Origin of the sequence: Rhodococcus sp. KB6 (assembly GCF_001445685.1) — a bacterium.
Lineage (GTDB): Bacteria > Actinomycetota > Actinomycetes > Mycobacteriales > Mycobacteriaceae > Rhodococcus_F > Rhodococcus_F qingshengii.
On the sequence record NZ_LNAK01000163.1, the window covers coordinates 399737 to 423319 of the forward strand.

Below are 23583 nucleotides of genomic sequence, written 5' to 3' on the forward strand. Positions count from 1 at the left end.
TGCGTGGCGGTGAGTGAGTGACCTACCGGCCGTTCTGTTGATACGCGATCGCTGTCAGCGATCCGACTTCGTCATTCACGTCTGCGGTGCTGCTGAGCCCGATCTTGTGGGTCGACTGCCCGGGAGCCTTGGCCGGGACAAGAAGTTCGGATTCGGGGGCCTCGACAAAACGTAGTCCGAGGTCGACTCGGGCCTTGGTGGCCGCTGCGATGGCGGCGAATTGGCGAGCGCGAACGAAGGGCGTGTAGGTTCCGCGGCCTTCGACCCGAACATCGGCTCCGAGTTCTTCGATCAGACGTCGGGCTGCATCGAAGATCGGCCGCAGTGCTGCCTTCGGGCCGCTGTACTGCTGGTCGATGTATTGCTCGACGGTCGGCTCCACCCATCCGGACTGTTCGGCAGTCTCGAATGCAATTGCCCACTGCGAATTCTGCGGTACACCGTGCTCTGCTTTCAGCCACTTGCGCACTTCGTTCTGATCGAGCGGGTCGACCCCGGACGTCCGTACGGCCTCAACCCATTCTTCGAGGGTGCGCCCGGTACGGTCGCGCATGGACGAGGTGACTGCGGCCATCATGTCGGAGGGTTCCATGTGTCTGTTCTACCGGTTGTCACTGGTCTTCCGGTTGTCGCTGCTCTCTCGGTTCTCACGGTGCACGGGTAGCTCGCTCAGTCGATGCCGAGCATCGTCTTGAACGCGCGCACGCCGGTCACTTCGACGGGATACGGCGGTGCGACAAAATCTTCGCGGCTGAGGGTGAAGAGACGACGCACGGTCATGCGACCGTCGGCAGCCAACTCCTCTACTGTGCCGTCTGCGCGGTACCCGACTTTGGTGGACACCGTGATCGAGGCGGGGTTGTCCGTGAATGCCGACGACACGACGCTTCGTGCACCCAAAGAGTCGAATGCGAATGCGCAGATTGCCTGTCGGGCGAGAGTGCCGACACCCCGGCCTTGGAACCCGCGTCCGATCCACGAGCCGGTTTCACCGGTACGACTGGTAGGAAAGTCCGTCGCGGCGAACGCCTGGCAGCCGACGATTTCTCCGTCGACGACAATGGCTGTTTCGAATTTCCAGTCGGTCATGGTCATCGCTCCGCGGACCGACCAGTGGTATTGGATGAATCTTCGCGACACTTCGTCGGGAGTGCCCACCGTCCAGGGGACGAGAAACGGCATCTGTTCGGCAGGGTGAATGCCGGCTCGGACCAGCGCAGTGAGTTCGGGGAAATGATCGTCGCGCACAGGGAGCAAGGTGACGGGCCCACACGTGATCGTGACTCCGTACGGAGGCCAGATCTCTCGCAGTGGGTCAACCATCGTCTTCAGACCTTCGTTTCGTGTGCGAATCGGGTCACAGTCTGGCATGCCAGGCCCGTCCGAGTGAGCGACTTCTGGTCATCGGGATTCTTTTGCCCTCGCGGTACGAAGTCGTGACATTAGTGTGTGGACGGTGACTACAGACAAACCGGTACGTCTTCGTGAAGGTAGATCGCCCGACAGGCTTTCGCGTGGTGTGGTGGCCGGATACGCAGCGGGAAGTGTCGGTACGGGTGGATTCGGTGTTCTGCCAGGTCTGGTACTGGCGTACTACCTGACCGACACGCTCGGCGTTGCCGCGGCGCTCGCGTCGCTTGTGGTCATTGTCCCGAAAATCGCCGACGTCCTGATCGATCCGCTGATCGGGTCGATCAGCGACCGAAGCTCTCATCGAACTGGTACGCGAGTGCCACTCATGCTCGCAGGCGCTCTGGGACTGCCGTTGCTCTTCATTCTCACGTTCTCGGCCCCGGTGTCGGCCGGCCCAGGAGTCGGGGCGATGTGGGTGCTCGTCTTCTTCCTGCTCGCGGCGAGTGCCTACAGCCTCTTTCAGGTGCCGTACATCGCGTTGCCGACCGAGTTGACCGGCGATTACCACGAGCGCACCCGGTTGGTATCGGTTCGAATTGCGGTGTTGGCCCTGACAATTCTGGTCATCGGCGCCGGCGGACCCGAGCTACGCGACGCTGCCGGGGGCGGAGCACGCGGTTATCTGGTCATGGCGATCGGGGTGTCGGCGCTGATGTGCGGGGCAATGATCTGGGCAGTTCGCGGAGCCGCGCGCCACACGGTGACTCACGCGGACGCGCCGGTCGGCTCGTTGCTCTCGCAGTACCGGGACGGGTTCGACGCGATACGACGTACCCGCGCGTTCCGATTGCTGGTCAGCGTCTTCGTGCTCCAAGCTCTTGCCACCGCCGTGATGTTGGCGGGTGCGCAATATCTGGCGACCTATGTGATGGGCAACGAAGGTGCGCTCACCGGTCTGTTCGTTGCACTCGTCGGACCAGCTCTCGTCGTCATGCCGCTGTGGTACCGGTTCTCGCATCGGTACGGAAAGCTTCGCGGTTACGTGGTGTCTTCGGTTCTGTTCGTCGTCGCCACGGCGTTGTTGACGCTTGCGGCTGTCCACGCGGGTTCGTGGATCTACGGTGCCGTCGCGCTTGCCGGCGTCGGCTACGCCGGCATGCAGGTGTTCCCGCTGGCGATGCTTCCGGACGTCATCGAGGACGACGCGCGAATCGGTGGGCGCCAACGCGGTGGTTCGCTCAGTGGTATCTGGACCGCCGCGGAAACCGCAGGCCTTGCCCTGGGACCCGCGGTGTTCTTGGGTGTACTCGCGGTGACCGGCTTCGTCTCGAAAACTGCGGGCGAGACTGTCGTGCAACCGGAATCGGCGCTGACCGGAATAGCCCTTGGCTTCTCGGTCGTGCCGGCGATCCTGGTTGCGATCAGCCTGGTCGTATTGCGGAATTACCGCACTGAACAAGAATCCACTCACGAGAACGAAAGGTGAACGATGAGTTCCACTCGGGCCGAGGAACTTCAGGGCAAGATCGTCGAGAGCGCAAACCTCGAGAAGAGGGCGGCCGACATCTTGAGTCGGTTGCGTTCGCTTCGCGAGCAGGACGCTCCGACGCACGGAGGCCGGGTTCTGTCGTACGTGTACGACAGCGGCCTCGCAGCGCTCGACGAGTTGGCAGCGGACGCAGCTCGATTGGTTCAGCCGGTCAACGGTCTCGACCCGACGGTGTTCCCGTCCACCGCGGTGATGGAGCGTGAGTTGGTTGCGTTCGCACGCGAGTTCCTCCATGGAGCTTCAGACCCAGCCGCAGATACAGACGCCGGAGGCGCAGTCGTCGGCAATGTCACCAGCGGCGGAACGGAGAGTTGTGTGTTGGCCGTCAAGGCAGCTCGCGACTTCCGTGGGCTCCCGCCGGGTGAGGGTTCGCTGGTTCTTCCGACCACCGCGCATGCCGCTTTCCACAAGGCAGCTCACCTGCTCGGACTGGAACTGATCCTGGTACCCGTAGATCCCACGTCGGGGCGCGTCGGCGCACAAGATATTGCGACGGCAGTTCGGAAAGACACGGTCTTGATCGTCGTCTCCGCGCCCAGCTACCCGTTCGCGGCGCTCGACCCGATCGCCGATGTCGCGGAAGTTGCTCGTGCACATTCGATTCCACTGCATGTCGACGCCTGCATCGGTGGGCTTGCGTTGCCGTGGTGGGGTGATCTGCCACCCTGGGATTTCCGGGTGCCCGGGGTCACCAGCATGTCGGTCGACTTCCACAAGTACGGATACTCGCCCAAAGGCGTTTCGGTTCTGCTGCACCGAGGGCGAGATCTGCATCGCAAGCAGTATTTCGGACTCACGGACTGGCCGGGGTACCCGGTGGTCAATCCCACGCTTCTCGGTTCCAAATCCGTTGCTGCTCTTGCCGGTGCTTGGGCTATTTCGCAAGTCCTCGGGCAATCCGGGTACGCCGAATTGGTGTCCCGGGCGCAGCGGGCCACTCGTGCACTGATCGGCACGGTCGAGGCAATCGAGGGTCTTCGCGTCGTGGGCTCGCCGGTGGGACCACTGTTCGCGGTCGCTACCGACGATTCCGTGCCGCTCGAACGGCGAGTGGATCCGCATCGCTGGGTGAGCGCTGTCGGTGCTCGCGGCTTCGTCCTTCAAGGGCAGCCGGCGTCGACGCAACCTGACGGGACGACGTTGCCTCGAACAACCCACCTCACCGTCACCCCGGTGACGGAATCTGTGCTCGGCGAGTTGACCAGCGCACTCGTCCTCGGTGCCGACGACGTTCGCGGCTCGGCGGCAGCCGAGGCGCCGCCGGCCCTGGCAGAGTTGGCCGGAGCATTCGAACGTGGCGATGTCACCGTCGCCGATGTTCTTGCGTTGCCCAGTGACGCCGTCGCGGCAGCGTTGACGTCGGCGGGGCTGGATCCTCGGGGCTCTTCCGATTCTCCCTTGGACATGGCGGCCGTCCTCGCGGCAGTGGAATCGCTGCCACGTGAGGTCACGAAGAGACTGCTGGTGGAATTCCTCGCCGGAATGGTGGAGCCCTGAACTCGGCGATGAATACCGAAACCGCGATGAACACTGTCCAAAACTCGGACAAATGGCGCGAAAGATTCGCGAATCGGGCGTAAGTTTTCTGTCATCGGCTAACCATCTTTTGTCGGAGGGTTGATCAGTGACTGGTGCCGCGGCCAAGATTTTGACGGTGTTCGAGGAAGTGATCGGGGTTCCGCTTCCGGTTCGCGTGCGATGTTGGGACGGTTCGGAGGCAGGGCCACCGGACGCCGCTGCGCAGGTTCACTTCCGGAATCGGCGTGCCCTACGGCGGGTCCTCTACTCTCCCAACGAATTAGGGCTGGCGAGGGCGTACGTTTCCGGCGATCTGGACGTAGACGGCGACATCTTCGCGCTCCTCGACGTCCCGGAACTGGTCACGCGGCTCGGTGAGAATCGTTTGTCGACGTTGCCGCTGCGCTCGATTGTTCGCGCCGCCGGTACTTTCGCCGGCTTGGGGGCGGTGGGTCCACCACCGTCACCCCCGGCGATCGAGATGCGTAGTAAGCGAGGCAAGCGGCACAGTAGATCACGCGATTCGGCGACTGTCTCCCATCACTACGACGTCGGGAATCGCTTCTACGAACTGTTCCTCGGGCCGAGCATGGTTTATTCGTGCGGATACTGGCCGGAAGGTGTCGAATCCCTCGAAGCTGCTCAGTACGCGAAGCTGGACTTGATTTGCCGCAAGCTCGATCTGAAGCCGGGAATGCGACTGCTCGACGTCGGCTGCGGTTGGGGATCGATGGCATTGCACGCCGCCCAGAACTACGGCGTCGACGTCGTCGGAGTCTCGCTGAGCAACGAGCAGGTCGAATACGCCAAGGGGCGAGTTGCCGACGCGGGTTTGACCGATCGCATCGAGATTCGGGTGCAGGACTACCGCGACGTCGACGACGGCCCTTACGACGCGATTTCGAGCATCGGCATGTCCGAGCACGTGGGCCTGGTCAATTTGCCGGTGTACACGGCAAAACTCTACGACCTGCTCGTGCCGCGGGGTCGTCTGCTCAATCATGCCATCGCCGCGGTGAAGTCGTTGTCGGACAACGTCGATGACGGTCCCAGCTTCATCGACAGGTACATCTTCCCGGACGGTGAGATCCTTCCGTTGAGTAAAACCATTGATGCGCTGGAACTTTCGGGTTTCGAGACGCGTGACAGCGAAGCGTTGCGCGAGCATTACGCACTGACACTGCGCGCATGGGTGCAGAACCTCCGCGAGAACTGGGACGCATCGGTCTTACAGGTCGGTGCTCCCCGGGTGCGTACCTGGTTGCTGTATCTCGCTGCCAGTGCCCTGGGTTTCGAGGAGCCGCACAGGCTTACGATTCATCAGGTTCTGGCCGTGAAACCAGGGGATCGGGGGGCCAGCGGCATGGCCCGCTCGCGTGACAGTTGGTATCGATCGATTGAAGTCCCGCAGATCGAAACCGGTCCGCGCGTCGACTGAGGCCTATACGTTGGATTTCCATGAGCACCCGGAAGGTTGTCCTCGCGGCACTGAAGGTTTCGGCCGTTGCGGTATCGGCGCTGTTGCCGACCTCGCTGCTGTTCACACCGATGTCGAACGCCGAACCTGTGAACGATTTCTACGATGCGATTCCGGGCGACGTCGGTGATCCGGGTTCGGTGATTCGGACGGAACCGCTGGCTCTGGCCGGTGCCGTCGGCGGAGTGCCTGGTGTGGGGACCCGGATCCTGTATTCGAGTACCGACGCCCACGGATCCAAGGTTGCTGTGTCGGGCTCGTACCTGGAGCCGGCTGCCCCGTGGTCAGGAGCGGGCCCCCGCCCGACGGTGGTGATCGGTCCGGGTACGCAGGGCCAAGGTGATCAGTGCGCGCCGTCGAGGATGTTTCCCACTGCCGGTCAGCTCCGCCTGGCGGAACCCGGGAATCCGTCGAACTACGGTGCCGGTGTGGACAGTGTCGGTGTCAACTACGAGTCAGCTTTTGCTTTCGCTTTCCTCGCCCAGGGCGTTCGTGTATTCGTCACCGACTACATCGGACTCGGAACACCCGGCGTCCATACCTACGTCAATCGCGCCGAGGAAGCCCATGCGATGTTGGACGGTGCACGCGCTGCCCGAGCCCTCGCGCAGGCAGGAGAGGACGATCCGATAGCGCTGTGGGGCCATTCGCAGGGCGGCGGCGCCACTGCCGCTGCAACCGAACTGGCACCCGAATACGCGCCTGAGTTGAATCTGGTCGGGAGTTACGCGAGCGCGCCCCCGGCAGACCTGGCAAGCGTTCTGCGTCATATCGACGGTACCGGCCTGATGGCCGCGATCGGTTACACGATCAACGGCGTCCTCGACCGCTATCCTGCCGCCCGAGAGCCAATCGAATCTCGACTCAACGACTACGGCCGGTCCGTGCTCGCCGACGTCGCCGGGCAATGCCTCATCGATTCCCGAACCAAGTACGGGAAGCAGTCGACGGCGTCGTGGACCACAGACGGACGACCACTCGCCGACGTGGTGGAATCGGTACCGGAGATCCAAAAGGTGATCGAGGAACAACACATCGGGTGGCGAACCCCGGCCTCGCCGATTCTGGTCAACGGAGCGCTCAACGACGATTTCATCCCGTACGAGCAAACCCGGCGCCTGGTTCAGGACTGGTGCGCGCGCGGGGCCGAGGCGACGTTGTTCACCGACACCCTGCCTGCGGTGAATCCGGGGAGCGGCAACAACCACCTCGCGCCGGCCGTAGCGGATTTCGGCGTCGGATTGCAGTATGTGCTGGACAGATTCAACGGCAAGCCGATAGTCGGTGCGTGCAACGCCTGAGTCGCCGTGTCACGTAACCACCGTCTCACTTCTAACAGTGGTTGACTGAGCCCGTGAACGATCGACCGCACGACCTTCCGATCAACCCGGTTCCACGGAGCGCCCTGGGTGCCGGGCCGGCGCTGAGAGTGTCGACGGGTCTGCTGCTCGGTGTGGCCGCCGGTGTCGTCACGGCGTTGGTCGGCTACCCCCGATTCGCGTTTCTGATCGGCTGGGATGTGGCGGCGATGGTGTTCACGGTGTGGACGTGGATTCTGGTCTGGCCCTTCGACGCGACGCTCACCGCAAGCCACGCAACGCGCGAAGAGCCGGCCCGAAACGTCGCGCACCTGCTGATTCTCGGTGCCGCCGTCGCGAGCCTGGTCGGTATCGCGTTCCTGCTCCTGGCGGCACCCGACGGACATCACTACCAAGTAGTGGCGGCATCGGTTGCAGTCGGCAGCGTCGTGATCTCGTGGCTGGCGGTACACACGCTCTTCGCCCTCGGATATGCACGGCTGTACTACTCCGGCCCCGACGGCGGAATCGATTTCAATCAGGAAGAACCGCCGAGGTACAGCGATTTCGCCTACGTGGCGTACACGGTCGGGATGAGCTTCGCGATTTCCGACACCAACTTGAAGTCGTCGGACATGCGCGCGATGGCACTCGGCCACGCATTGCTGTCGTACCTGTTCGGTTCGGTGATCGTGGCGTCCGTCGTCAACTTGATTGCGGGCCTGTGATCTCTCGAGCCGTGTTACCGATCAAGCCGCTGCACGCCCGATGCTCGAGAGGAAGCCGGCGGCTCCGAAGAACAGACCGGCGAACACTCGATTGGTGGTTCGCTGCTGTTTGGGGGAGCGCATCAAGGTGAGTACCCGGGCGGCCAGGCCGGTGTATCCGGTCATCACGATCACGTCGACTGCGCACATCGTGGCGGCGATGATCAGATACTGCGGCAGCAGCGGCGCCGACGGGTCCAGGAACTGCGGGAGCACTGCGAGCATGAAAACGACGGCCTTCGGATTGCTCGCGTTCACGAGAAATCCGCGAAGCATCATCATCGGACCGGAGCTGCTCGCGGCTGCCTCGTCGGTCTCCACCTCGGTGGGCGCCGATCGCCACTGCCTGATCCCCAGGTAGACGAGGTATGCGACACCGAACCACTTGATCAAGGAAAAGGCCACGGTCGAACTGGCGAGAATTGCACCGACCCCCGCCGCGACAATTCCGATCTGCAGCAACAATCCCAACTGCAGCCCGAAGATGTTCCAGTATCCGCGTCGCAAGCCGTAGGCAAGTCCCGACGACATCGACGCAATGGCGCCGGCCCCCGGCGACAGGCTGATCACCCAACTTGCTCCGAAGAACGCCAACCAGACGTGCCAACTCATGTCGAAAGTCCTTTGATCGGGAAATACTCCCGACAACGAGCACGCACGGGATCAGAAAAGTGTAGACGGACAGTCCTGCTCACTGCTCGCGACAGTGCAATGATCGGGAGATGACGTCGTATCCCGTACTCGACCTGACACCCGACGAATTGCTGACCACAACGCGGACCGTTCGAAAGCGTCTGGATCTGACCCGTCCCGTGCCGTTGGACCTGGTGAAGGAATGCCTCCAGATCGCCCTGCAAGCGCCCTCCGGTTCGAATCGCCAGGGCTGGCAGTGGATGGTGGTGACCGATCCGGCACTGCGTGCAGCAGTCGGGCAGATCTACAAGGAAGTCACCGACGAGTACCTTGCCTCTCACGGTTCGGCGGCAAAACTCTTCGCCGATGATCCCGATCGCGCGCCGATTCAACAACGCGTGGGCACCAGCGTCGCGTGGCTCGGTGAGCACATGGGTGAGGTGCCGGTCCTTCTCATTCCGTGTATCAAGGCGGGCAAGACGCTGCCGGAGGGGAACCAAGCCGGCCTGTGGGGTTCGCTACTCCCGGCTGCGTGGAGTTACGCGCTGGCCGCGCGGGCACGTGGGCTCGGTACGGCGTGGACGACATTGCATTTGCAGCGTGAAGCGGAAGTTGCGGAGCTGCTGGGCATTCCGGCCGGATTCCATCAGGCTGCGCTCATCCCGACGGCGTACTTCACCGGCGAGACGTTCAAACCCGCCGCCCGTGAACCGGTCGACAACGTGCTGCACGTGGACCGATGGTGAGCCTGATCTACTCGGCGATCTGCTCGATCGACGGGTATGTGGCCGATGAGCAGGGGAACTTCGACTGGGCGGTTCCCGACGCGCAGGTCCACGCGTTCGTCAACGGGCTAGAGAGGGGAGTCGGCACGTACCTGCTCGGGCGCCGGATGTACGAGACGATGATTCCCTGGGAAACAATGGCGTCCGAGGGTCCCGAGCGTTCTTCGGTGGCAGGAGGACCTTCGGCTCCGGACGAGTTTGCCGGTATCGAGGCGGCGACCGCCGAGTTCGCTCAGATCTGGCGTGGAATCGACAAGATCGTGTACTCCACGACGCTGAACGAGGTGTCGACCGCACGTACCAGGATTGTCCCGAGCTTCGATGAAGACTTCATCCGTTTGCTCGAGAGTGAAGCGGTACAAGATATCTCGATCGGTGGACCGACGGTTGCGGTTAGTGCTTTCGCGGCGGGTTTGGTCGATGAAGTCAGACTGTTCCTGTGTCCGGTCAATATCGGTGGCGGATTGCGAGCTCTCCCGGAAAGCCGGCTTGATCTGCAACTGCTCGAGGAGAAAACCTTCGACGGCGGCGTCATCTATCTGCGATACGCCGTTCGCTAAGCAATCACCATCACTGCCGTGACGACGCCGAGTAGAGCGATGTAGGCGGCGGCATGGACTCGGTCCGGTATGGCACCGACGATTCGTCGGCTCAGCGCGATCGCCGGTAGGGAACCGGCGAGTAGTGCACAGACGGCCAGAAGGTCGACAGCGCCGACTCTGCCCGCCGACAGATCCGAGGCTGAACTGTGCCCTGATGAGACCGCATACACCGCAGTCGCGACGACGGCGACAGGCAAGCTCAACGGGTTGGCGCTCGCGGCGGCGTCGGCCATCGGAACTCCGCGGCGTCGCATCATCGGAACCGTCATGACGCTCCCGCCGACTCCGAGGAAACTTGCGACGGCACCGATGCCTATCCCGACAGCGCGGACGCCGTGACGGTCAAGATGTTCGCGAGGTTCAGATGGTGTCAGAAACCCTTGTCGCAGAAGACTGTCCAGGATTGTCACCAGCAGGTAGAGCACAAACAGAATCCGGACGACGCCGTCGTCTACGTGGCCCGCCGCAACCGCTCCTAGCCCGGCTCCGAGTGCGACGGGGCCGATCAGAGGTCTGATGTACTCCGTCCGAAGCCGTCCTGACTTCCTGAATGCGACTGTGGCACCGAGTGAATTGACCACCATCACGGCCGCCGAGGATGCTACGGCGACATGCATCGGATCGATGACGTCCGGCCTCAGCGTCGATGCAGCGTAAACGACTGGGACAGTGACGAACCCGCCACCGAATCCGAACAGAACGGTGGTGACTCCGGTCAAGGCGCCGAAAGCGAGAAGGATGAGGGCGTAGTGAAGCACTCGATGAACGGTAGCGATTTCTCCGCTGGCGCACATTCGAAGGTTCGCCAGGTTCCATTGTCAATCAGACACGGACTCGGTAGGTTCCTCCGGTGCGCAACATCTCGATCAACGACGTCGATCACTCACCCCGCGGTGTTCTCGCAATCGGAACCGACTACCCACCCGGTCACGTGCTGGCCGCCCACGAACATCGACGAGCCCAGTTTCTCTTCGCTGTGAACGGTGCGATGAACGTCGAAACCGAAGACGGTGAGTGGACTGTTCTGCCGTCCAATGCGGTCATGATTCCCGCCGGTGTCGCTCATGCCGTGACAATGGACGGCGTCAGCACGCGAAGCCTCTACATCGAACCGTCCGCAGCGCCGTGGTTCCCGGTCAGGTGCCGAGTCGTCGCAGTATCGTCGCTCCTGCGTGAGTTACTTGTCGCTGCAGTCGACGTGGATGTCGAGCTGAATGTGGAGGACGACTTCCCCGCACACGGACGCAGCGCCGCGGTATTTCAGCTGATCCTGCACGAACTTCGCGATCTTGCGCCCCTACCTGTGGAACTCCCGCTGCCTCGGCACCCGGGATTGCGGGCGTTGTGCGCGCAGTATCTCGCAGCCCCGTCGATCCATGACTCGCCCACGCGGTGGGCTGACCGACTCCACGTCAGTGAACGGACACTGCACCGCTTGCTGATCTCGGAAACGGGGATGAGCGCGTCGTCGTGGATGCAGCGTGCCTGCATTCTTCACGCGCTTCCGAAACTTTCTGCCGGGGCCAGTGTGACGGCCGTTGCGTCTGAACTCGGATACTCGACGCCGGCTGCCTTCGCGGCGATGTGCACCCGAGTCTCGGGTGCACCGCCCAGTAGCTATCGGGCGCGCGTCACGACACAGACACAGGGATGATGTCGGCGACGACGTCGTGGATGAGACCGTCACGGACTTCGAAGGTTTCACGAATCTCCACGGTCATGAGGCGAGTGCCGCCGATTCCCGCGTCGAGCAGGTAGGTGGTCGAGACGATGTCCCCGGCCTCCGACATCTCGAGGTCTCGGACGCCCTGGATAACGCGGTATTGGATGCCGTTTTCGAGGTCGGCGGACATCTGTGGTCCGGAGAACCCCGTCTTGAGTCCGGCTTCGACGCGGGTCGCATCCGGGGCGAAATGAACATCGGAGACGTCATGGGAGACGAGGGCGTCGATGTAGGCGCGTGCTTGCGCCTCGCGGGGTGAATCGGCCGGGTTCGGGGCTGCCGTCGCAGCGCCTCCGGCAACCAGGATCAGGACAGCGGTGGCAGCGGCAGTTCCGGCGATATTTCGCAGTGTTCGCATGGGACATCCTAACGACGAGGAGTGGAGGAAATTCGGAAAACGGCCCTCATCGAGTAGCCGTACAGCTGCGGGGAGGATCGACGAGCGAGCAGAAAGCCGGGGCCATGACGGGCACGTAGTCGGCTCCGACGCCGTTGTCGTGGATGATTCGGCGGTAGGCGGCGACGCCGTCGGTCGGGATTCGGGCCGCAGTGGGATCGCCGAGAACATCGACCGTGTAGAGGCCGAATCGAGGTCGGTACGAACCCCATTCGTAGTTGTCGGTGATGGACCAGTAGTTGTAGCCGATCACGTCGGCACCGTCTTCTCGGGCGCGTTCCATCCAATAGATGTGATCGCGTAAGTGATTCGCGCGTGTGTATCCGTCGGCGCGCGGCGCTCCGTTGTCGGTGGGCATGCCGTTCTCGACGATGTAGAGGGGGAGTTCCGGATACTTGCCCGAGTACCGCATCAATGCGTCGTACAGGCCTTCGGGCTGCGGCGTGACGTTGTAGAACTCGTCGAGTGCGGCGTACGCGGCAGTCGGATTGTTCAGGGCCACACCGTAGTAGTAGTCGATGCCGAGAAAGTCGAGCTTGTCGCGCACTCGATCCGTGAATACCGAATCGATCGCCTCGGACACGCCGGGAATGAAGGAGAAATTACTGCTTACGCGGGCACCGGGATCGAGAACATGGATGCGGTCGTAGATCGCCCGGTGGACTCGGACCAATGAGTCGAACATCGACGGCGCCTGGGTGAGTGCGATTCCGCCGTAGGTCAATTCGCGCTGAACGTACACAGTCGGCTCGTTGATCGTGATCCAGAGCGCCCCGATTCCGGAGTACCGCTCGACTACCTTCTCTGCGTTGACCAGCCAATCGGCTTCCGTCTTCGGATTTGTCCAGCCGCCTTGATCGACAACCCATCCCGGATACACCCAGTGGTCGAGTGTGATCATCGGAGTCATGCCCCGCGCGCGGATGTGAGCTACCACGTCGTCGTAGTAGGCGAATTCGGTCTCGTTCCAGCTCCCGGCGGCGGGCTGAACTCGCGCCCACTCGACGCCGAATCGGAAAACCTTCGATCCCAGATCGGCCGCCCGGTCGATGTCCTCGGCGTAGCGATGACGGAAGTCGACCGAGTCACCGATCTTGTCGTGGGTTCGTCCGGAATCGGAGTATCGAGACCAGTTGCTGTCCGGCGACGAACCTTCCGATTGGAACCCGGAGGTGGCAACGCCCCAGAGGAAGTCATCCGGTACCTCAGCCGAGGCGTGAGCGGGAAGGGCCAGCACCCCGAACAGGCACGTCAGTGCCATCAGCGCAGGCGCAATAGACCGTGACAGGGCTCCCATGCCTGGGAGACTAAGTCATACAAGTGTCCAGTCGCAGGCGTTTCGTCCGATCCGCCCGCGGCAGGACCGTGTCACTCAGTGACCCAGCCGCTCAGAAATTCCGCTCAGAAAACCATGGTCATCGATCCCGGGTTCCACGTCCCGGAGCGCTGAACGGTCGTTTCGTCGACCTGGGCAGGTACTGCACTCGGATCGATCGGTGTGTACTTCTCGATCGAACCCCAGTCGCGAGCCCAGTCGTTGTCGAGATACGACGGAATGGTCTGAGCGGTCAGGAGCAGATCGATCCACCCCAACGGTCCACCACCGTAGTGGTCCTGCCAGGCACTGGTCACGAGCGCGCCGGAATGGTCGGGAAGGATCCGATACTCGGGGACCTCGGCGACACCGACCCGATGATCGAAGGGGCGTTGGCATGGGAATGCCAGTCCGACAGCCCAATCCAGCATGACGGGCGCCTGTGAACCGACGACGTCGTTGAGCTTCTGGGTCTTCGGAACCCGCGGCGGGGTGACGGCCACCCATTGGTCGGGCTTGCTGTCGTAGTCGCTGACGACCAGTCGAATGCTGTTGGCTTCGACGGGAATCTGATCCAACGGCACACGCAGGTTCCGCCATGACGGCGCCGGGCCGATGTCGAGGGGCGCGATCTTTCCGAGTGTTTCGACAGCGTCTGTTTCGGCATCGTCGACGCCACGCGCTGTGCCGTACTCGACCTCGACGTTCTGGCCGTAGGTGACGATTCCGTCCTTGTCGACGGACCGAACACGACCAGCCGCGGCAATCGAGATGATGTCGCCACGTGTGGCGTTCTCGCCCACGTCGGGGAGTTGGTACCAGTCACTGGTCAGAGTGCCGGGGGAGGGCTGACCGTAACTACCCATGACGGGTGTTGTCGCCGGGTCGAGACCGAACGGCAACGCGACCGAACTGCCGTTGACTCCGGTCTGTCCGGCGCCACCGCCGGTTCCGGCCGAGTTGCCGGCGGTGTCCTCGGAGGTGTCGACGGTGTTCGCGCCGCCGGTAGCCGTGGCTTCCTTGTCTGCTCGAAGGTCGGAGGCGACGCCATTCGGATCGAATCCCGTAGCCCCACCGGCGGACAGTCCTGTGGCGACGCTGCCCGAGAGGGGCGTCAGCATCGAGGCGTTCGGATCGGTCTCGAGCAGAACGTCGTTGGCGAGTCCGCAGTGTTGGCCGAGAACGGCGTCGACGTTTGCACGGCCCACCGAATAGGCCGGGTACTGGGTGACCGCGCCCTTGGCCATGGACAGCACCTCAAAGAGGACCATGGCACCTGCGGCAACCGTCAGTGGCGAGATGGCAAGCAGTCGAGCGTGCTTCGCGGACGGTTCCTTCCCCGCGGTGTACGGCTCACGGAAGAAGTACCACGCGGCGACGCCGAGCATCAGCACCGTCAGCCCGAGGAGGACGGTGCTCGCGCCGAGTCCGCTGATGGACACAGGCTTGTCCCACCACGGAACGCTGTAGCTGGACACGTAGTAGTAGCTGTTGCTGCCGGTGAATGCCACCGCGAGGAGGAACAGGACGGCCGCCGCGAAGAGGGCCCGATTGCGCGGCGAGCGCAGGAGTTTTGTTCCCACGGCGACGGCCGTCATCATCGCCAGAACGGCGGTGAGTCCGGCAAAGATTCCGAAGTGGTGCGTCCACTTGGTCGGCGAGAACATCAGCAGTGGCAGTGCGCCGATCGTCAGCCCCACGACGCGGCGTGACGGGCCGGCGGCCAAACCGGGAATCCGGCCCCCCTTGCGCAGCATCATCGCGGTGCAGACGCCAAGGCACAGAACCATGACGAACACACCGAATCTGCGAGTCAGGGAACCGTCGACGGAGATGTTGAAGAGGTACTGATAGCGGAGGTACTCGTCGAACCAGGGCTGATTCGGTGAGATCGAGTGGACGCGTTGCATCTCGATGACGGCGGCCAGACTTTGATCGCCGAACGCGGGGATGAGAATCGAGAGTCCGGCAGCTAGCAGTGGCCCGACAGCCGCGACGTAACCGGTGGTGCGCGCACGTTCGATGATGATACGCATGATCGGGCGTATTCCGGCGATGAGTGCGGCAAAGCAGATGAGGCCGGAAGGGCCGGCAGTCAAGGTGAATCCGGCGATCAGGATCGCGACTGCGACCGGCAGAAGTCGTCTCGTCGCGACGGCGCGTTCGATCGAGCACCAGGTCAGCAGCACGCCGAGGGCAACGATCGGTTCGGGGCGCAGTCCGTTGTTGAACGGAAGCCAGAAAGCGAGGAAGACAAGCGCGCCGGTCCAGAGGGCGAGTCGATTTCCGCGAATGGCGGCGCCCAGCCGAGGCGCAACCTCCCGGCTGATGACGAGCCAGGTGATGATGCCTGCCAACAGAGCAGGCAGACGGACCCAGGGGCTTGCGGTGCTGACGTGGGCCAGGAGTCCGAGGATGTTGTAATACGGCGTTCCGAACGGGGTTTCGGGGACCGCGAACCACCGGAAGTAGTTGGACATGTAGCCCGATTGCTCGGAGGCTCTTGCCATCGTGAACTGGTAGCCGTCGTCGGTGGTGGTAGCGCCGATGAAGTGCCACAGCACCAGAGTTCCGACGACGACCCCGTCGAGGACGGTGAACTTCCACCATCGGGCGGGCAGAAATTTGCGTGTGCCCCGGCCGTCGCGGTTGTCGAGGCGGTGCAGCGCGAAGAGGGACACGACAGCCGTGAGTGCCCCGAGAATCATGGCGAGAGTCTTGATCACCGACGGGCTCGACGTGAAGCGAGAGTCCGCCTCGATCGAGACGTTCAAACCGGCTGCCGCCGAATCGAGGTCGCTGAAGACGCCGACTACCTGTGGTCGGCTGTCGCCCTCGATGACGCGCGGTTCGGAACCGGTGGCGCTGAAGGTGGTTCGGGTCGGCTCGGCGGCGAGCGTGAGCGCGCATCCAGTCTGCAGATCAGCAACGGGTGTCGAGAGCAACACTTGATCACGCAGGACAACGTCGACCCGAGCGGGAGCGTCGGCGGATTCGGGGGAGACGGTGGCAACAAATCCGTAGCGGCGCGCATCGGGGGCACCCGGAGGTGCAGTCGAGACGAGTGTTCCGCCGGTGGCGGCCAACTCGCTGATCGACGCGCACGGAATCGATGCCTCCATGCGCAACGGTGTGTACGAGACCAATGGCGCCTCGACGCTTGTCGTCGACCCGGCCTGCGGCCAGTTGACGACGGCGGTGTCCTGCTCGATCGGCAGGAACGGCACTGATCCGCACAAAACTATGCCGAGGATCGATGCGACAATCGCAACGATCCGTGCTCGGTTCGGTCCGCTGGATCGCTGAGGGGTCGGCAAGGCCGGAGGTGCGGTCGTGGCCACGTCACTGTCTGTCACGACTTTGGACCCTAGCTGTGCGTGACGTGTTTGTTATAAAAGCGCGAGTAATGGGATGGTCGTGTTCCCGGTGTCATTCCTCGGGGTGGGGTTGTCGGCGATCGAGGCGGGGGGTGCTGTGCGCGAATTTCACGAGTCCATTCCCCTGAGCCCACTACTGCGGCGTTCGGCGGTCGCATTGTGCGTCGTCCTCGGAATTGTCCTGGTAATTGTCTGCGGGTTCGCGGCAATCGTGGATCGCGACTCGGCGGGCTACGTCGGCGCCGTGTTGTCCGCGGTCCTGTCCTTCGGGTTGGCCGCGTACATGTGGAAGGTGCGCGTGATCATCACCACAGACGTCGAACGAGTGTCGATCGCGCTGTCTCCGGGGCTGCGTCAGGTATTTAGGTGGGACGAAGTTGTGTCTGCCACTGCAGTACATATCGGGATGGGCTCCGGAATCGGTTATCGAATGACCGGCCCAGGTATGCGGGTAATTCTCGCGTCACCCGGCGACGGGGTCCGCTTTCGTCTGCATGACGGCCGTGAAATCTCGGTGGCAACACCTCGAAGGGACGAGCTGATCGAACTCGCCCGGCGGCGGGCGCCGGACCTGCAGTGAGCGTTGCAGGTGGACCGGTGAAAAACGGGGTGCGCCTATCCTGGATAATTGACATCAGTTCTGTGTTTCAGGCGCGCTGTTCAGGGCCTGTGATGCCGGACCGGTTTGCTGCCGCTTGCACAGGCACCCCGTTTGCGTACGAGAGGAACTCTCATGCTTGCCCGCACCGACCTGCGTGGTCGTACCCCATCCACGGCCGAACTTCGCGCCGCGCTTCCCCGAGGTGGAGTGGATGTGGACGCGGTACTGCATCAGGTTCGCCCGATGGTCGAAGCCGTCCGTGATCGCGGGGCAGAAGCCGCCCTCGAGTTCGGCGAGAAGTTCGACGGCGTTCGTCCGGCTTCGGTTCGTGTACCCGCGGCCGAGCTCGAGCGCGCACTTCGTGAACTCGACCCCGCAGTCAAGGAAGCCCTCGAGGTTGCGATCGAGCGCACCCGCACGGTGCACGCCGACCAGCGTCGCAAGGACACCGTCACCGAGGTCGTTCCGGGTGGCACGGTCACCGAGCGTTGGGTTCCGGTCGAGCGCGTCGGGCTGTACGTGCCCGGCGGCAATGCCGTGTACCCGTCCAGCGTTGTCATGAACGTCGTGCCGGCTCAGACGGCCGGCGTCGGATCACTTGTTGTCGCCTCGCCGCCCCAAGCCGACTTCGGCGGATTGCCGCACCCGACCATCCTTGCCGCAGCAGCCATGCTCGGCGTCGACGAAGTGTGGGCCGTCGGCGGCGGGCAGGGCGTCGCCCTCCTTACCTACGGCGGAACCGACACCGATGGAACCGAGCTTGTCCCGGTCGACCTCATCACCGGTCCCGGCAACATCTACGTCACTGCCGCCAAGCGTCTGTGCCGCGGACTGGTCGGCATCGACGCGGAAGCCGGTCCCACCGAGATCGCGATCCTCGCCGACCACACCGCTGACCCGGTCCACGTTGCCGCCGATCTCATCAGCCAGGCCGAGCACGACGTGATGGCCGCCAGCGTTCTTGTCACGACCAGCGTCGACTTGGCCGACGCGGTCGACAAGGCTCTGGCTGCGCAGCTCGAGATCACCAAGCATCGCGAGCGCGTCACCACGGCACTGACCGGTAGCCAGTCGGGCACGGTGCTCGTTTCTGATGTTTCCGCTGGTCTGCGCGTCGTCAATGCGTATGCGGCAGAGCACCTCGAGATCCAGACCGAGGATGCAACCGGGGTGGCAGCTCAGGTCACCAGCGCTGGTGCCGTGTTCGTCGGCCCGTGGGCGCCGGTCAGTCTCGGCGACTACTGCGCCGGCTCCAACCACGTTCTGCCGACGGCCGGGTGTGCACGCCACTCCTCCGGTCTGAGTGTGCAGACGTTCCTTCGTGGAATCCACGTGATCGACTACTCCGAGTCTGCACTGAAAGACGTTGCCGGACACGTCATCACGCTGGCCAATGCGGAGGATCTGCCGGCTCACGGCGAGGCTGTGCGTCTGCGATTCGAGGCTCTGCGATGAGTAGTGCTCCTGGAGAGTCGATTTCGGTCGACGCCCTTCCGATTCGCGAGAACCTGCGTGGAAAGTCGGCGTACGGCGCACCGCAGTTGACGGTTCCGGTGCAGCTCAACACGAACGAGAACCCGCATCCGCCGACCCAGGCGCTCATCGACGATGTGGCCGAATCCGTGCGCGAAGCCGCGAAGGAACTGCACCGCTACCCCGACCGTGACGCTGTGGCGTTGCGGACGGATCTGGCGGCGTACCTGGCGAAGCAGACAGGTGTACCGGTCACCGTCGACAATCTGTGGGCGGCAAACGGATCGAACGAGATTCTGCAGCAACTTCTTCAGGCGTTCGCAGGTCCGGGACGTAGCGCGATGGGTTTTGTGCCTTCGTACTCGATGCACCCGATCATCGCCGACGGTACCGATACCGAGTGGGTCGAGGTCTTCCGTCGGGACGACTTCGCACTCGACGTGGATGCTGCCGTCACCGTGATCGCGGAACGTCGACCCGACGTCGTGTTCGTGACCAGCCCCAACAACCCGACCGGACACAGCGTCGGCATTGCAGAACTGCGACGCATCCTCGACGTGGCGCCGGGCATCGTGATCGTGGACGAGGCGTACGCGGAGTTCTCCGCTGCCCCGAGCGCGATGACGCTGATCGACGAGTTCCCGGCCAAGCTGGTTGTGACCCGCACCATGAGCAAGGCTTTCGCGTTTGCCGGTGGCCGACTCGGCTACCTCGCCGCCGCTCCCGCGTTCATCGACGCACTGTTGTTGGTGCGCTTGCCGTATCACCTCTCGGTGGTCACGCAAGCGGCGGCACGTGCCGCCCTGCGTCACGCCGACGAGACCCTCGGCAGTGTGCACGCCTTGTCCGCCGAGCGCGATCGAGTGTCGAAGGCGCTGGCGGACAACGGTTTCCGAGTGATTCCCAGTGACGCGAACTTCATCTTGTTCGGTCAGTTCACCAACAGTGCACAGGCGTGGAAGGAATACCTCGACCGCGGGGTTCTCATCCGCGACATCGGCATCCCCGGATACCTGCGGGCCACCGTGGGACTCGAAGCCGAGAACGACGCGTTCATCAAGGCCAGTGACGAAATCGCAGGCACCCAGCTGGTCGACACGAATTCAGGAGAGACGGCATGAGCGATCGCATCGCGCGGATCGAACGAACAACTCGGGAATCAAGCATCGTCGTCGAACTGAATCTGGACGGGACCGGCATCGTCGACGTCTCCACCGGCGTTCCGTTCTTCGACCACATGCTCAACGCCCTGGGTACGCACGCCAGCTTCGATCTCGACGTCAAGGCGAAGGGTGACGTCGAGATCGACGCTCACCACACCGTCGAGGACACCGCGATCGTTTTCGGCCAGGCGCTCGGCCAGGCTCTCGGCGACAAGAAGGGCATCCGTCGTTTCGGCGACGCTTTCATCCCGATGGACGAAACGCTGGCGCACGCGTCGGTCGACGTCTCCGGTCGCCCGTACTGCGTGCACACCGGTGAGCCCGACTACATGGTGCATTCCGTCATCGGCGGGTACCCGGGCGTTCCGTATCACGCGGTGATCAACCGCCACGTGTTCGAGTCGATCGCATTGAATGCACGTATCGCACTGCACGTTCGGGTTCTGTACGGCCGCGATCAGCATCACATCACCGAAGCCGAGTACAAGGCCGTTGCGCGCGCTCTGCGTGAGGCGGTCGAGCCGGATCCGCGCGTGAGTGGCGTGCCGTCGACGAAGGGCACACTGTGAGCGTCCTCTTCACCTATCTGCTGTTCATCGGCGCGGGTATTGCCGTGGGCGGCGCCTACTCGATGTTCAAGGTCAACAAGCTTGCGTCGGGAATCCTTCTGGCGTTGGCGGTTCTGGCGGCGGTAGCGGGCGCACTGCGTCTGTGACGCGAAAAGTGACTGTGTCTGAGACGCAAGATCCTGCTCCATCGCCGGGGTTGCTTCGCACTCCGGGCATGATCGGTGTCCTGATCATGGCGGCAGCAGCTTTCGGTGGCTGGTCGTTGCTGTTGCCGGTGGTGCCGTTGCTGGTTGCGCAGTCCGGCGGATCGGATGCGCTTGCCGGATCGGTGACCGGTGTCTTCATGGCGGCCACGGTCTTGACGCAACTGCTCGTGCCTCGGTTGTTGCGGACGCAGGGCTACCGGCGCGTGCTGGCGGTCGGGTGTCTGCTCCTCGGTCCACCGTCGTTGGTGCTGTTGATCTCGGCCGACGCCGGCCCCGTCCTGGCGGTTTCCGCGGTGCGAGGAATCGGTTTCGGCATGCTGACGGTCGCCGGCAGCGCGCTCGTGGCCGAGTTGGCGCCCAAACGAATTCTGGGCCGTGCCACCGGCGCTCAGGGAATCGCGATCGCAGCGTCACAAATGGCGGGGCTTCCGCTGGGGCTTGCGATCATGGAACGGTGGTCGGCAACACCGGTGTTCGTTCTCGGTGCGCTGATCCCGGCGCTCGCGCTGGTGGCCATTGCCGGGTTGCCGAAGATCTTCGCCCAGCCGACCGGGGAATCCGTTCGACTGAGTGTGTTCGCCGTCTTGGTTCCGGTGCTCGCTCTGGCGTGTGTGTCCGCCTCGTTCGGCGGATTGTCGTCTCTACTGCCGATCGCAATCTCGGAGCGTGCGGCCGTTGCTGGAGTGGTGTTGGCGACCGCCAGTGGGTCGATGTTGGTCGGCCGGTACTCGGCGGGACTGATCGCCGATCGTCTCGGCAGTGGTCGGACACTCGCGCCGGCATTGGCGTCGTCGACCATCGGATTGGTGCTGTTCGCGATCAACGTCGACGGCGGGTCGACGCCGGTCTTGTTCTGCGCGGCGGTCCTTTTCGGGCTCGGGTTCGGGGCGGTGCAGAACGAATCCTTGGTCATGGCGTTTCAGGCTGCCGGCCCGAGGCAACTCGGATCCGCCAGCGCGATCTGGAACATCGGCTACGACGCCGGCACCGGAATCGGTGCACTGGCGTTGGGATTCGTGGCCACGACTGCCGGCTATGCGTGGGTCTTCGCGGTCTCTGCGGTCGTTGTCGCTCTGCTCCCGGCACTGGCCGCAGGCGGCAAAGTGATCGGCAGCAGGGTTGCCCGATAGAGTTGGGGCATGAGCGCTTCCACGATTGCTGTACTCGATTACGGCTCCGGCAACCTGCATTCGGCTACTCGCGCACTGGCGCGCACCGGGGCGCAGGTGGAGGTGACCAACGACATGAAGGTTGCACTGGCGGCCGACGGTCTCGTGGTGCCCGGCGTCGGCGCGTTCGCGGCCTGCATGGAAGGTCTGCGTGCAGTGCAGGGTGACCGAATCATCGGCAGACGCCTGGCCGGTGGCCGACCGGTGCTGGGCATCTGCGTCGGCATGCAGATTTTGTTCGACCGGGGAGTCGAATTCGGTGTCGAGGCGGAGGGCTGTGGCGAATGGCCCGGCACCGTCGAGAGGCTCCAAGCAGAGGTCCTGCCGCACATGGGCTGGAACACCGTGGAGGCGCCGGAGTCCAGCACCCTGTTCAAGGGCATAGACGCCGATACCCGCTTCTACTTCGTCCACTCCTACGGTGTGCAGAGTTGGGAGCTCGCGCCGTCCGAGCACATTGCACCCCCGAAGCTGACATGGGCCGATCACGGCGGAAAGTTCCTCGCTGCCGTCGAGAACGGTGCGTTGTCGGCAACGCAGTTCCACCCCGAGAAATCCGGTGACGCAGGCGCCGAGTTGCTGAGCAACTGGGTGCAGAGTTTGTGACCGGGGGATCCGGACCGAACCGCGGTGACGATTTCTCCCTCGCCCGTCTGGCGTTGTTCTCGCTCGGCGCCGCTGTGGCTGCGCTGGCGGTCGCAACCGTCGTCATCGTTGTTCTCAAACCATCGCCGGGCGTCGGCCTCGTGATCGGTCTCGTGGGGGTCGTCGCTGCGATTGCGGCAATGGGCGTCGTATCCAAGCGGATGACCCGAAAAGCGTTCGGTGACCCGGAAGACGGTTCGAGGTCCTGACCTACTAGGGTTACCGCACGTGAGCCTGGTCCTTTTGCCTGCTGTAGATGTCGTCAACGGTGAAGCTGTTCGCCTCGTGCAAGGAGAGGCGGGAAGTGAGACCGGTTACGGGTCGCCCCGCGACGCTGCTCTTGCGTGGCAGAATGACGGTGCCGAATGGGTGCATCTTGTCGACCTCGACGCTGCTTTCGGGCGTGGGTCCAACAGTGAACTGTTGGCCGGCGTCATCGGCGACCTGACGGTCAAGGTGGAACTGTCCGGTGGGATCCGCGACGACGCTTCCCTGGAAGCCGCACTGGCCACCGGCTGTGCTCGCGTGAATCTCGGTACTGCCGCTATCGAAGATCCCGAGTGGTGTGCGCGTGCATTGGCCAAGTACGGCGACAAGATCGCTGTCGGCCTCGATGTTCGTCTCGTCGACGGTCAGTACCGCACCCGTGGTCGCGGCTGGGTCACCGACGGCGGCGATCTGTGGGAGACCCTCGCGCGTCTGGACCGTGACGGCTGCACTCGTTACGTCGTCACCGACGTCTCCAAGGACGGCACACTCACCGGTCCCAATCTCGAACTTCTCAGCCAGGTGTGCGCGGTCACCGACGCGCACGTCGTCGCCTCCGGTGGTGTGTCGACCATCGAGGATCTACTCGCCATTTCCAGCCTGGTTGATCAGGGTGTCGAGGGCGCGATCGTGGGCAAGGCATTGTATGCCGGTCGCTTCACTCTCCCCGAAGCACTGGCAGCAGTTTCCGGATAG

General features: G+C 63.4%; 24 protein-coding genes. 17 read left to right on the forward strand and 7 right to left on the reverse strand.

Annotated elements, in window-relative coordinates:
• Positions 1–22: 22 nt before the first annotated feature.
• Complete coding sequence (locus ASU23_RS32780) at positions 23–592, reverse strand: DUF5655 domain-containing protein (protein ID WP_058039487.1); 570 nt, start codon at positions 590–592, stop codon at positions 23–25.
• Positions 593–669: 77 nt separating this feature from the next.
• The gene (locus ASU23_RS32785; protein WP_193595236.1) at positions 670–1323 is read right to left on the reverse strand and encodes a GNAT family N-acetyltransferase; all 654 of its coding nucleotides are present in this window, start codon (positions 1321–1323) and stop codon (positions 670–672) included.
• A gap of 124 nt (positions 1324–1447) precedes the next feature.
• Between ASU23_RS32785 and ASU23_RS32790 the strand changes: the two genes are divergently transcribed.
• The 5 genes from ASU23_RS32790 (at position 1448) to ASU23_RS32810 (ending at position 7923) form a co-directional block, all read left to right on the forward strand.
• Complete coding sequence (locus tag ASU23_RS32790) at positions 1448–2839, forward strand: MFS transporter (RefSeq protein ID WP_172827115.1); 1392 nt, start codon at positions 1448–1450, stop codon at positions 2837–2839.
• A gap of 3 nt (positions 2840–2842) precedes the next feature.
• Positions 2843–4399, forward strand: coding sequence for an aminotransferase class V-fold PLP-dependent enzyme (locus ASU23_RS32795; RefSeq protein ID WP_172827116.1), 1557 nt, complete (start codon positions 2843–2845; stop codon positions 4397–4399).
• 127 nt (positions 4400–4526) lie between these two features.
• Complete coding sequence (locus ASU23_RS32800) at positions 4527–5858, forward strand: cyclopropane-fatty-acyl-phospholipid synthase family protein (protein ID WP_007732273.1); 1332 nt, start codon at positions 4527–4529, stop codon at positions 5856–5858.
• 20 nt (positions 5859–5878) lie between these two features.
• Positions 5879–7198, forward strand: coding sequence for a lipase family protein (locus ASU23_RS32805; protein WP_058039489.1), 1320 nt, complete (start codon positions 5879–5881; stop codon positions 7196–7198).
• Between the two features lie 53 nt (positions 7199–7251).
• The gene (locus ASU23_RS32810) at positions 7252–7923 is read left to right on the forward strand and encodes a DUF1345 domain-containing protein (protein WP_030537075.1); all 672 of its coding nucleotides are present in this window, start codon (positions 7252–7254) and stop codon (positions 7921–7923) included.
• A gap of 21 nt (positions 7924–7944) precedes the next feature.
• On the opposite strand, the gene ASU23_RS32815 is transcribed toward ASU23_RS32810, so the two are convergent.
• A complete protein-coding gene (locus ASU23_RS32815; RefSeq protein WP_037130153.1) occupies positions 7945–8574 on the reverse strand; it encodes a LysE family transporter in 630 nt (209 codons plus the stop codon).
• A 110-nt stretch (positions 8575–8684) separates the two neighbouring features.
• Here ASU23_RS32815 and ASU23_RS32820 point away from each other — a divergent pair, with 110 nt between their 5' ends.
• Together ASU23_RS32820 and ASU23_RS32825 are read left to right on the forward strand one after the other, a co-directional pair.
• Positions 8685–9341 carry a nitroreductase family protein gene (locus ASU23_RS32820; RefSeq protein WP_003942413.1) on the forward strand — a complete coding sequence of 219 codons (657 nt, stop codon included), beginning with the start codon at positions 8685–8687 and terminating at the stop codon, positions 9339–9341.
• Positions 9335–9940, forward strand: coding sequence for a dihydrofolate reductase family protein (locus tag ASU23_RS32825; protein ID WP_058039490.1), 606 nt, complete (start codon positions 9335–9337; stop codon positions 9938–9940). The genes ASU23_RS32820 and ASU23_RS32825 overlap by 7 nt, the downstream gene beginning before the upstream one ends.
• Here ASU23_RS32825 and ASU23_RS32830 read toward each other — a convergent pair.
• Positions 9937–10740 carry a sulfite exporter TauE/SafE family protein gene (locus ASU23_RS32830; protein WP_197492815.1) on the reverse strand — a complete coding sequence of 268 codons (804 nt, stop codon included), beginning with the start codon at positions 10738–10740 and terminating at the stop codon, positions 9937–9939. The two genes, ASU23_RS32825 and ASU23_RS32830, sit on opposite strands and share 4 nt — an antisense overlap.
• Positions 10741–10832: 92 nt before the next feature.
• Here ASU23_RS32830 and ASU23_RS32835 point away from each other — a divergent pair, with 92 nt between their 5' ends.
• Positions 10833–11636 (forward strand): helix-turn-helix domain-containing protein, encoded by an 804-nt coding sequence (locus ASU23_RS32835; protein WP_054187183.1) that lies wholly within the window; start codon positions 10833–10835, stop codon positions 11634–11636.
• Here the strand turns inward: ASU23_RS32835 and ASU23_RS32840 are convergent.
• From ASU23_RS32840 to ASU23_RS32850, 3 genes are all read right to left on the reverse strand, one after another.
• On the reverse strand, positions 11614–12063 hold the full coding sequence (locus tag ASU23_RS32840; protein WP_007732260.1) for a hypothetical protein: 450 nt from the start codon (positions 12061–12063) through the stop codon (positions 11614–11616). The genes ASU23_RS32835 and ASU23_RS32840 overlap by 23 nt on opposite strands.
• Before the next feature lie 46 nt (positions 12064–12109).
• On the reverse strand, positions 12110–13363 hold the full coding sequence (locus ASU23_RS32845; RefSeq protein WP_007732259.1) for a glycoside hydrolase family 1 protein: 1254 nt from the start codon (positions 13361–13363) through the stop codon (positions 12110–12112).
• A gap of 140 nt (positions 13364–13503) precedes the next feature.
• On the reverse strand, positions 13504–16758 hold the full coding sequence (locus tag ASU23_RS32850; RefSeq protein ID WP_007732258.1) for an arabinosyltransferase domain-containing protein: 3255 nt from the start codon (positions 16756–16758) through the stop codon (positions 13504–13506).
• A 70-nt stretch (positions 16759–16828) separates the two neighbouring features.
• Between ASU23_RS32850 and ASU23_RS32855 the strand changes: the two genes are divergently transcribed.
• From ASU23_RS32855 to priA, 9 genes are all read left to right on the forward strand, one after another.
• Positions 16829–17374, forward strand: a complete 546-nt coding sequence (locus tag ASU23_RS32855; RefSeq protein WP_007732256.1) for a hypothetical protein — start codon at positions 16829–16831, stop codon at positions 17372–17374.
• 153 nt (positions 17375–17527) lie between these two features.
• Positions 17528–18850, forward strand: a complete 1323-nt coding sequence (gene hisD, locus ASU23_RS32860) for a histidinol dehydrogenase (RefSeq protein WP_037130144.1) — start codon at positions 17528–17530, stop codon at positions 18848–18850.
• Positions 18847–19989 (forward strand): histidinol-phosphate transaminase, encoded by a 1143-nt coding sequence (locus ASU23_RS32865; RefSeq protein ID WP_058039491.1) that lies wholly within the window; start codon positions 18847–18849, stop codon positions 19987–19989. The genes hisD and ASU23_RS32865 overlap by 4 nt, the downstream gene beginning before the upstream one ends.
• Entirely contained in the window at positions 19986–20600 is a 615-nt protein-coding gene (hisB, locus tag ASU23_RS32870) for an imidazoleglycerol-phosphate dehydratase HisB (protein WP_003942383.1), read from the forward strand. The genes ASU23_RS32865 and hisB overlap by 4 nt, the downstream gene beginning before the upstream one ends.
• On the forward strand, positions 20597–20746 hold the full coding sequence (locus tag ASU23_RS34415; protein ID WP_007732248.1) for a hypothetical protein: 150 nt from the start codon (positions 20597–20599) through the stop codon (positions 20744–20746). The genes hisB and ASU23_RS34415 overlap by 4 nt, the downstream gene beginning before the upstream one ends.
• Positions 20747–20814: 68 nt before the next feature.
• Positions 20815–21936 carry an MFS transporter gene (locus ASU23_RS32875; RefSeq protein ID WP_042923080.1) on the forward strand — a complete coding sequence of 374 codons (1122 nt, stop codon included), beginning with the start codon at positions 20815–20817 and terminating at the stop codon, positions 21934–21936.
• A gap of 9 nt (positions 21937–21945) precedes the next feature.
• Positions 21946–22581 (forward strand): imidazole glycerol phosphate synthase subunit HisH, encoded by a 636-nt coding sequence (gene hisH, locus ASU23_RS32880; protein WP_003942389.1) that lies wholly within the window; start codon positions 21946–21948, stop codon positions 22579–22581.
• Complete coding sequence (locus ASU23_RS32885; RefSeq protein WP_042449550.1) at positions 22578–22829, forward strand: hypothetical protein; 252 nt, start codon at positions 22578–22580, stop codon at positions 22827–22829. The genes hisH and ASU23_RS32885 overlap by 4 nt, the downstream gene beginning before the upstream one ends.
• A gap of 19 nt (positions 22830–22848) precedes the next feature.
• Positions 22849–23583, forward strand: coding sequence for a bifunctional 1-(5-phosphoribosyl)-5-((5-phosphoribosylamino)methylideneamino)imidazole-4-carboxamide isomerase/phosphoribosylanthranilate isomerase PriA (priA, locus tag ASU23_RS32890; protein WP_003942371.1), 735 nt, complete (start codon positions 22849–22851; stop codon positions 23581–23583).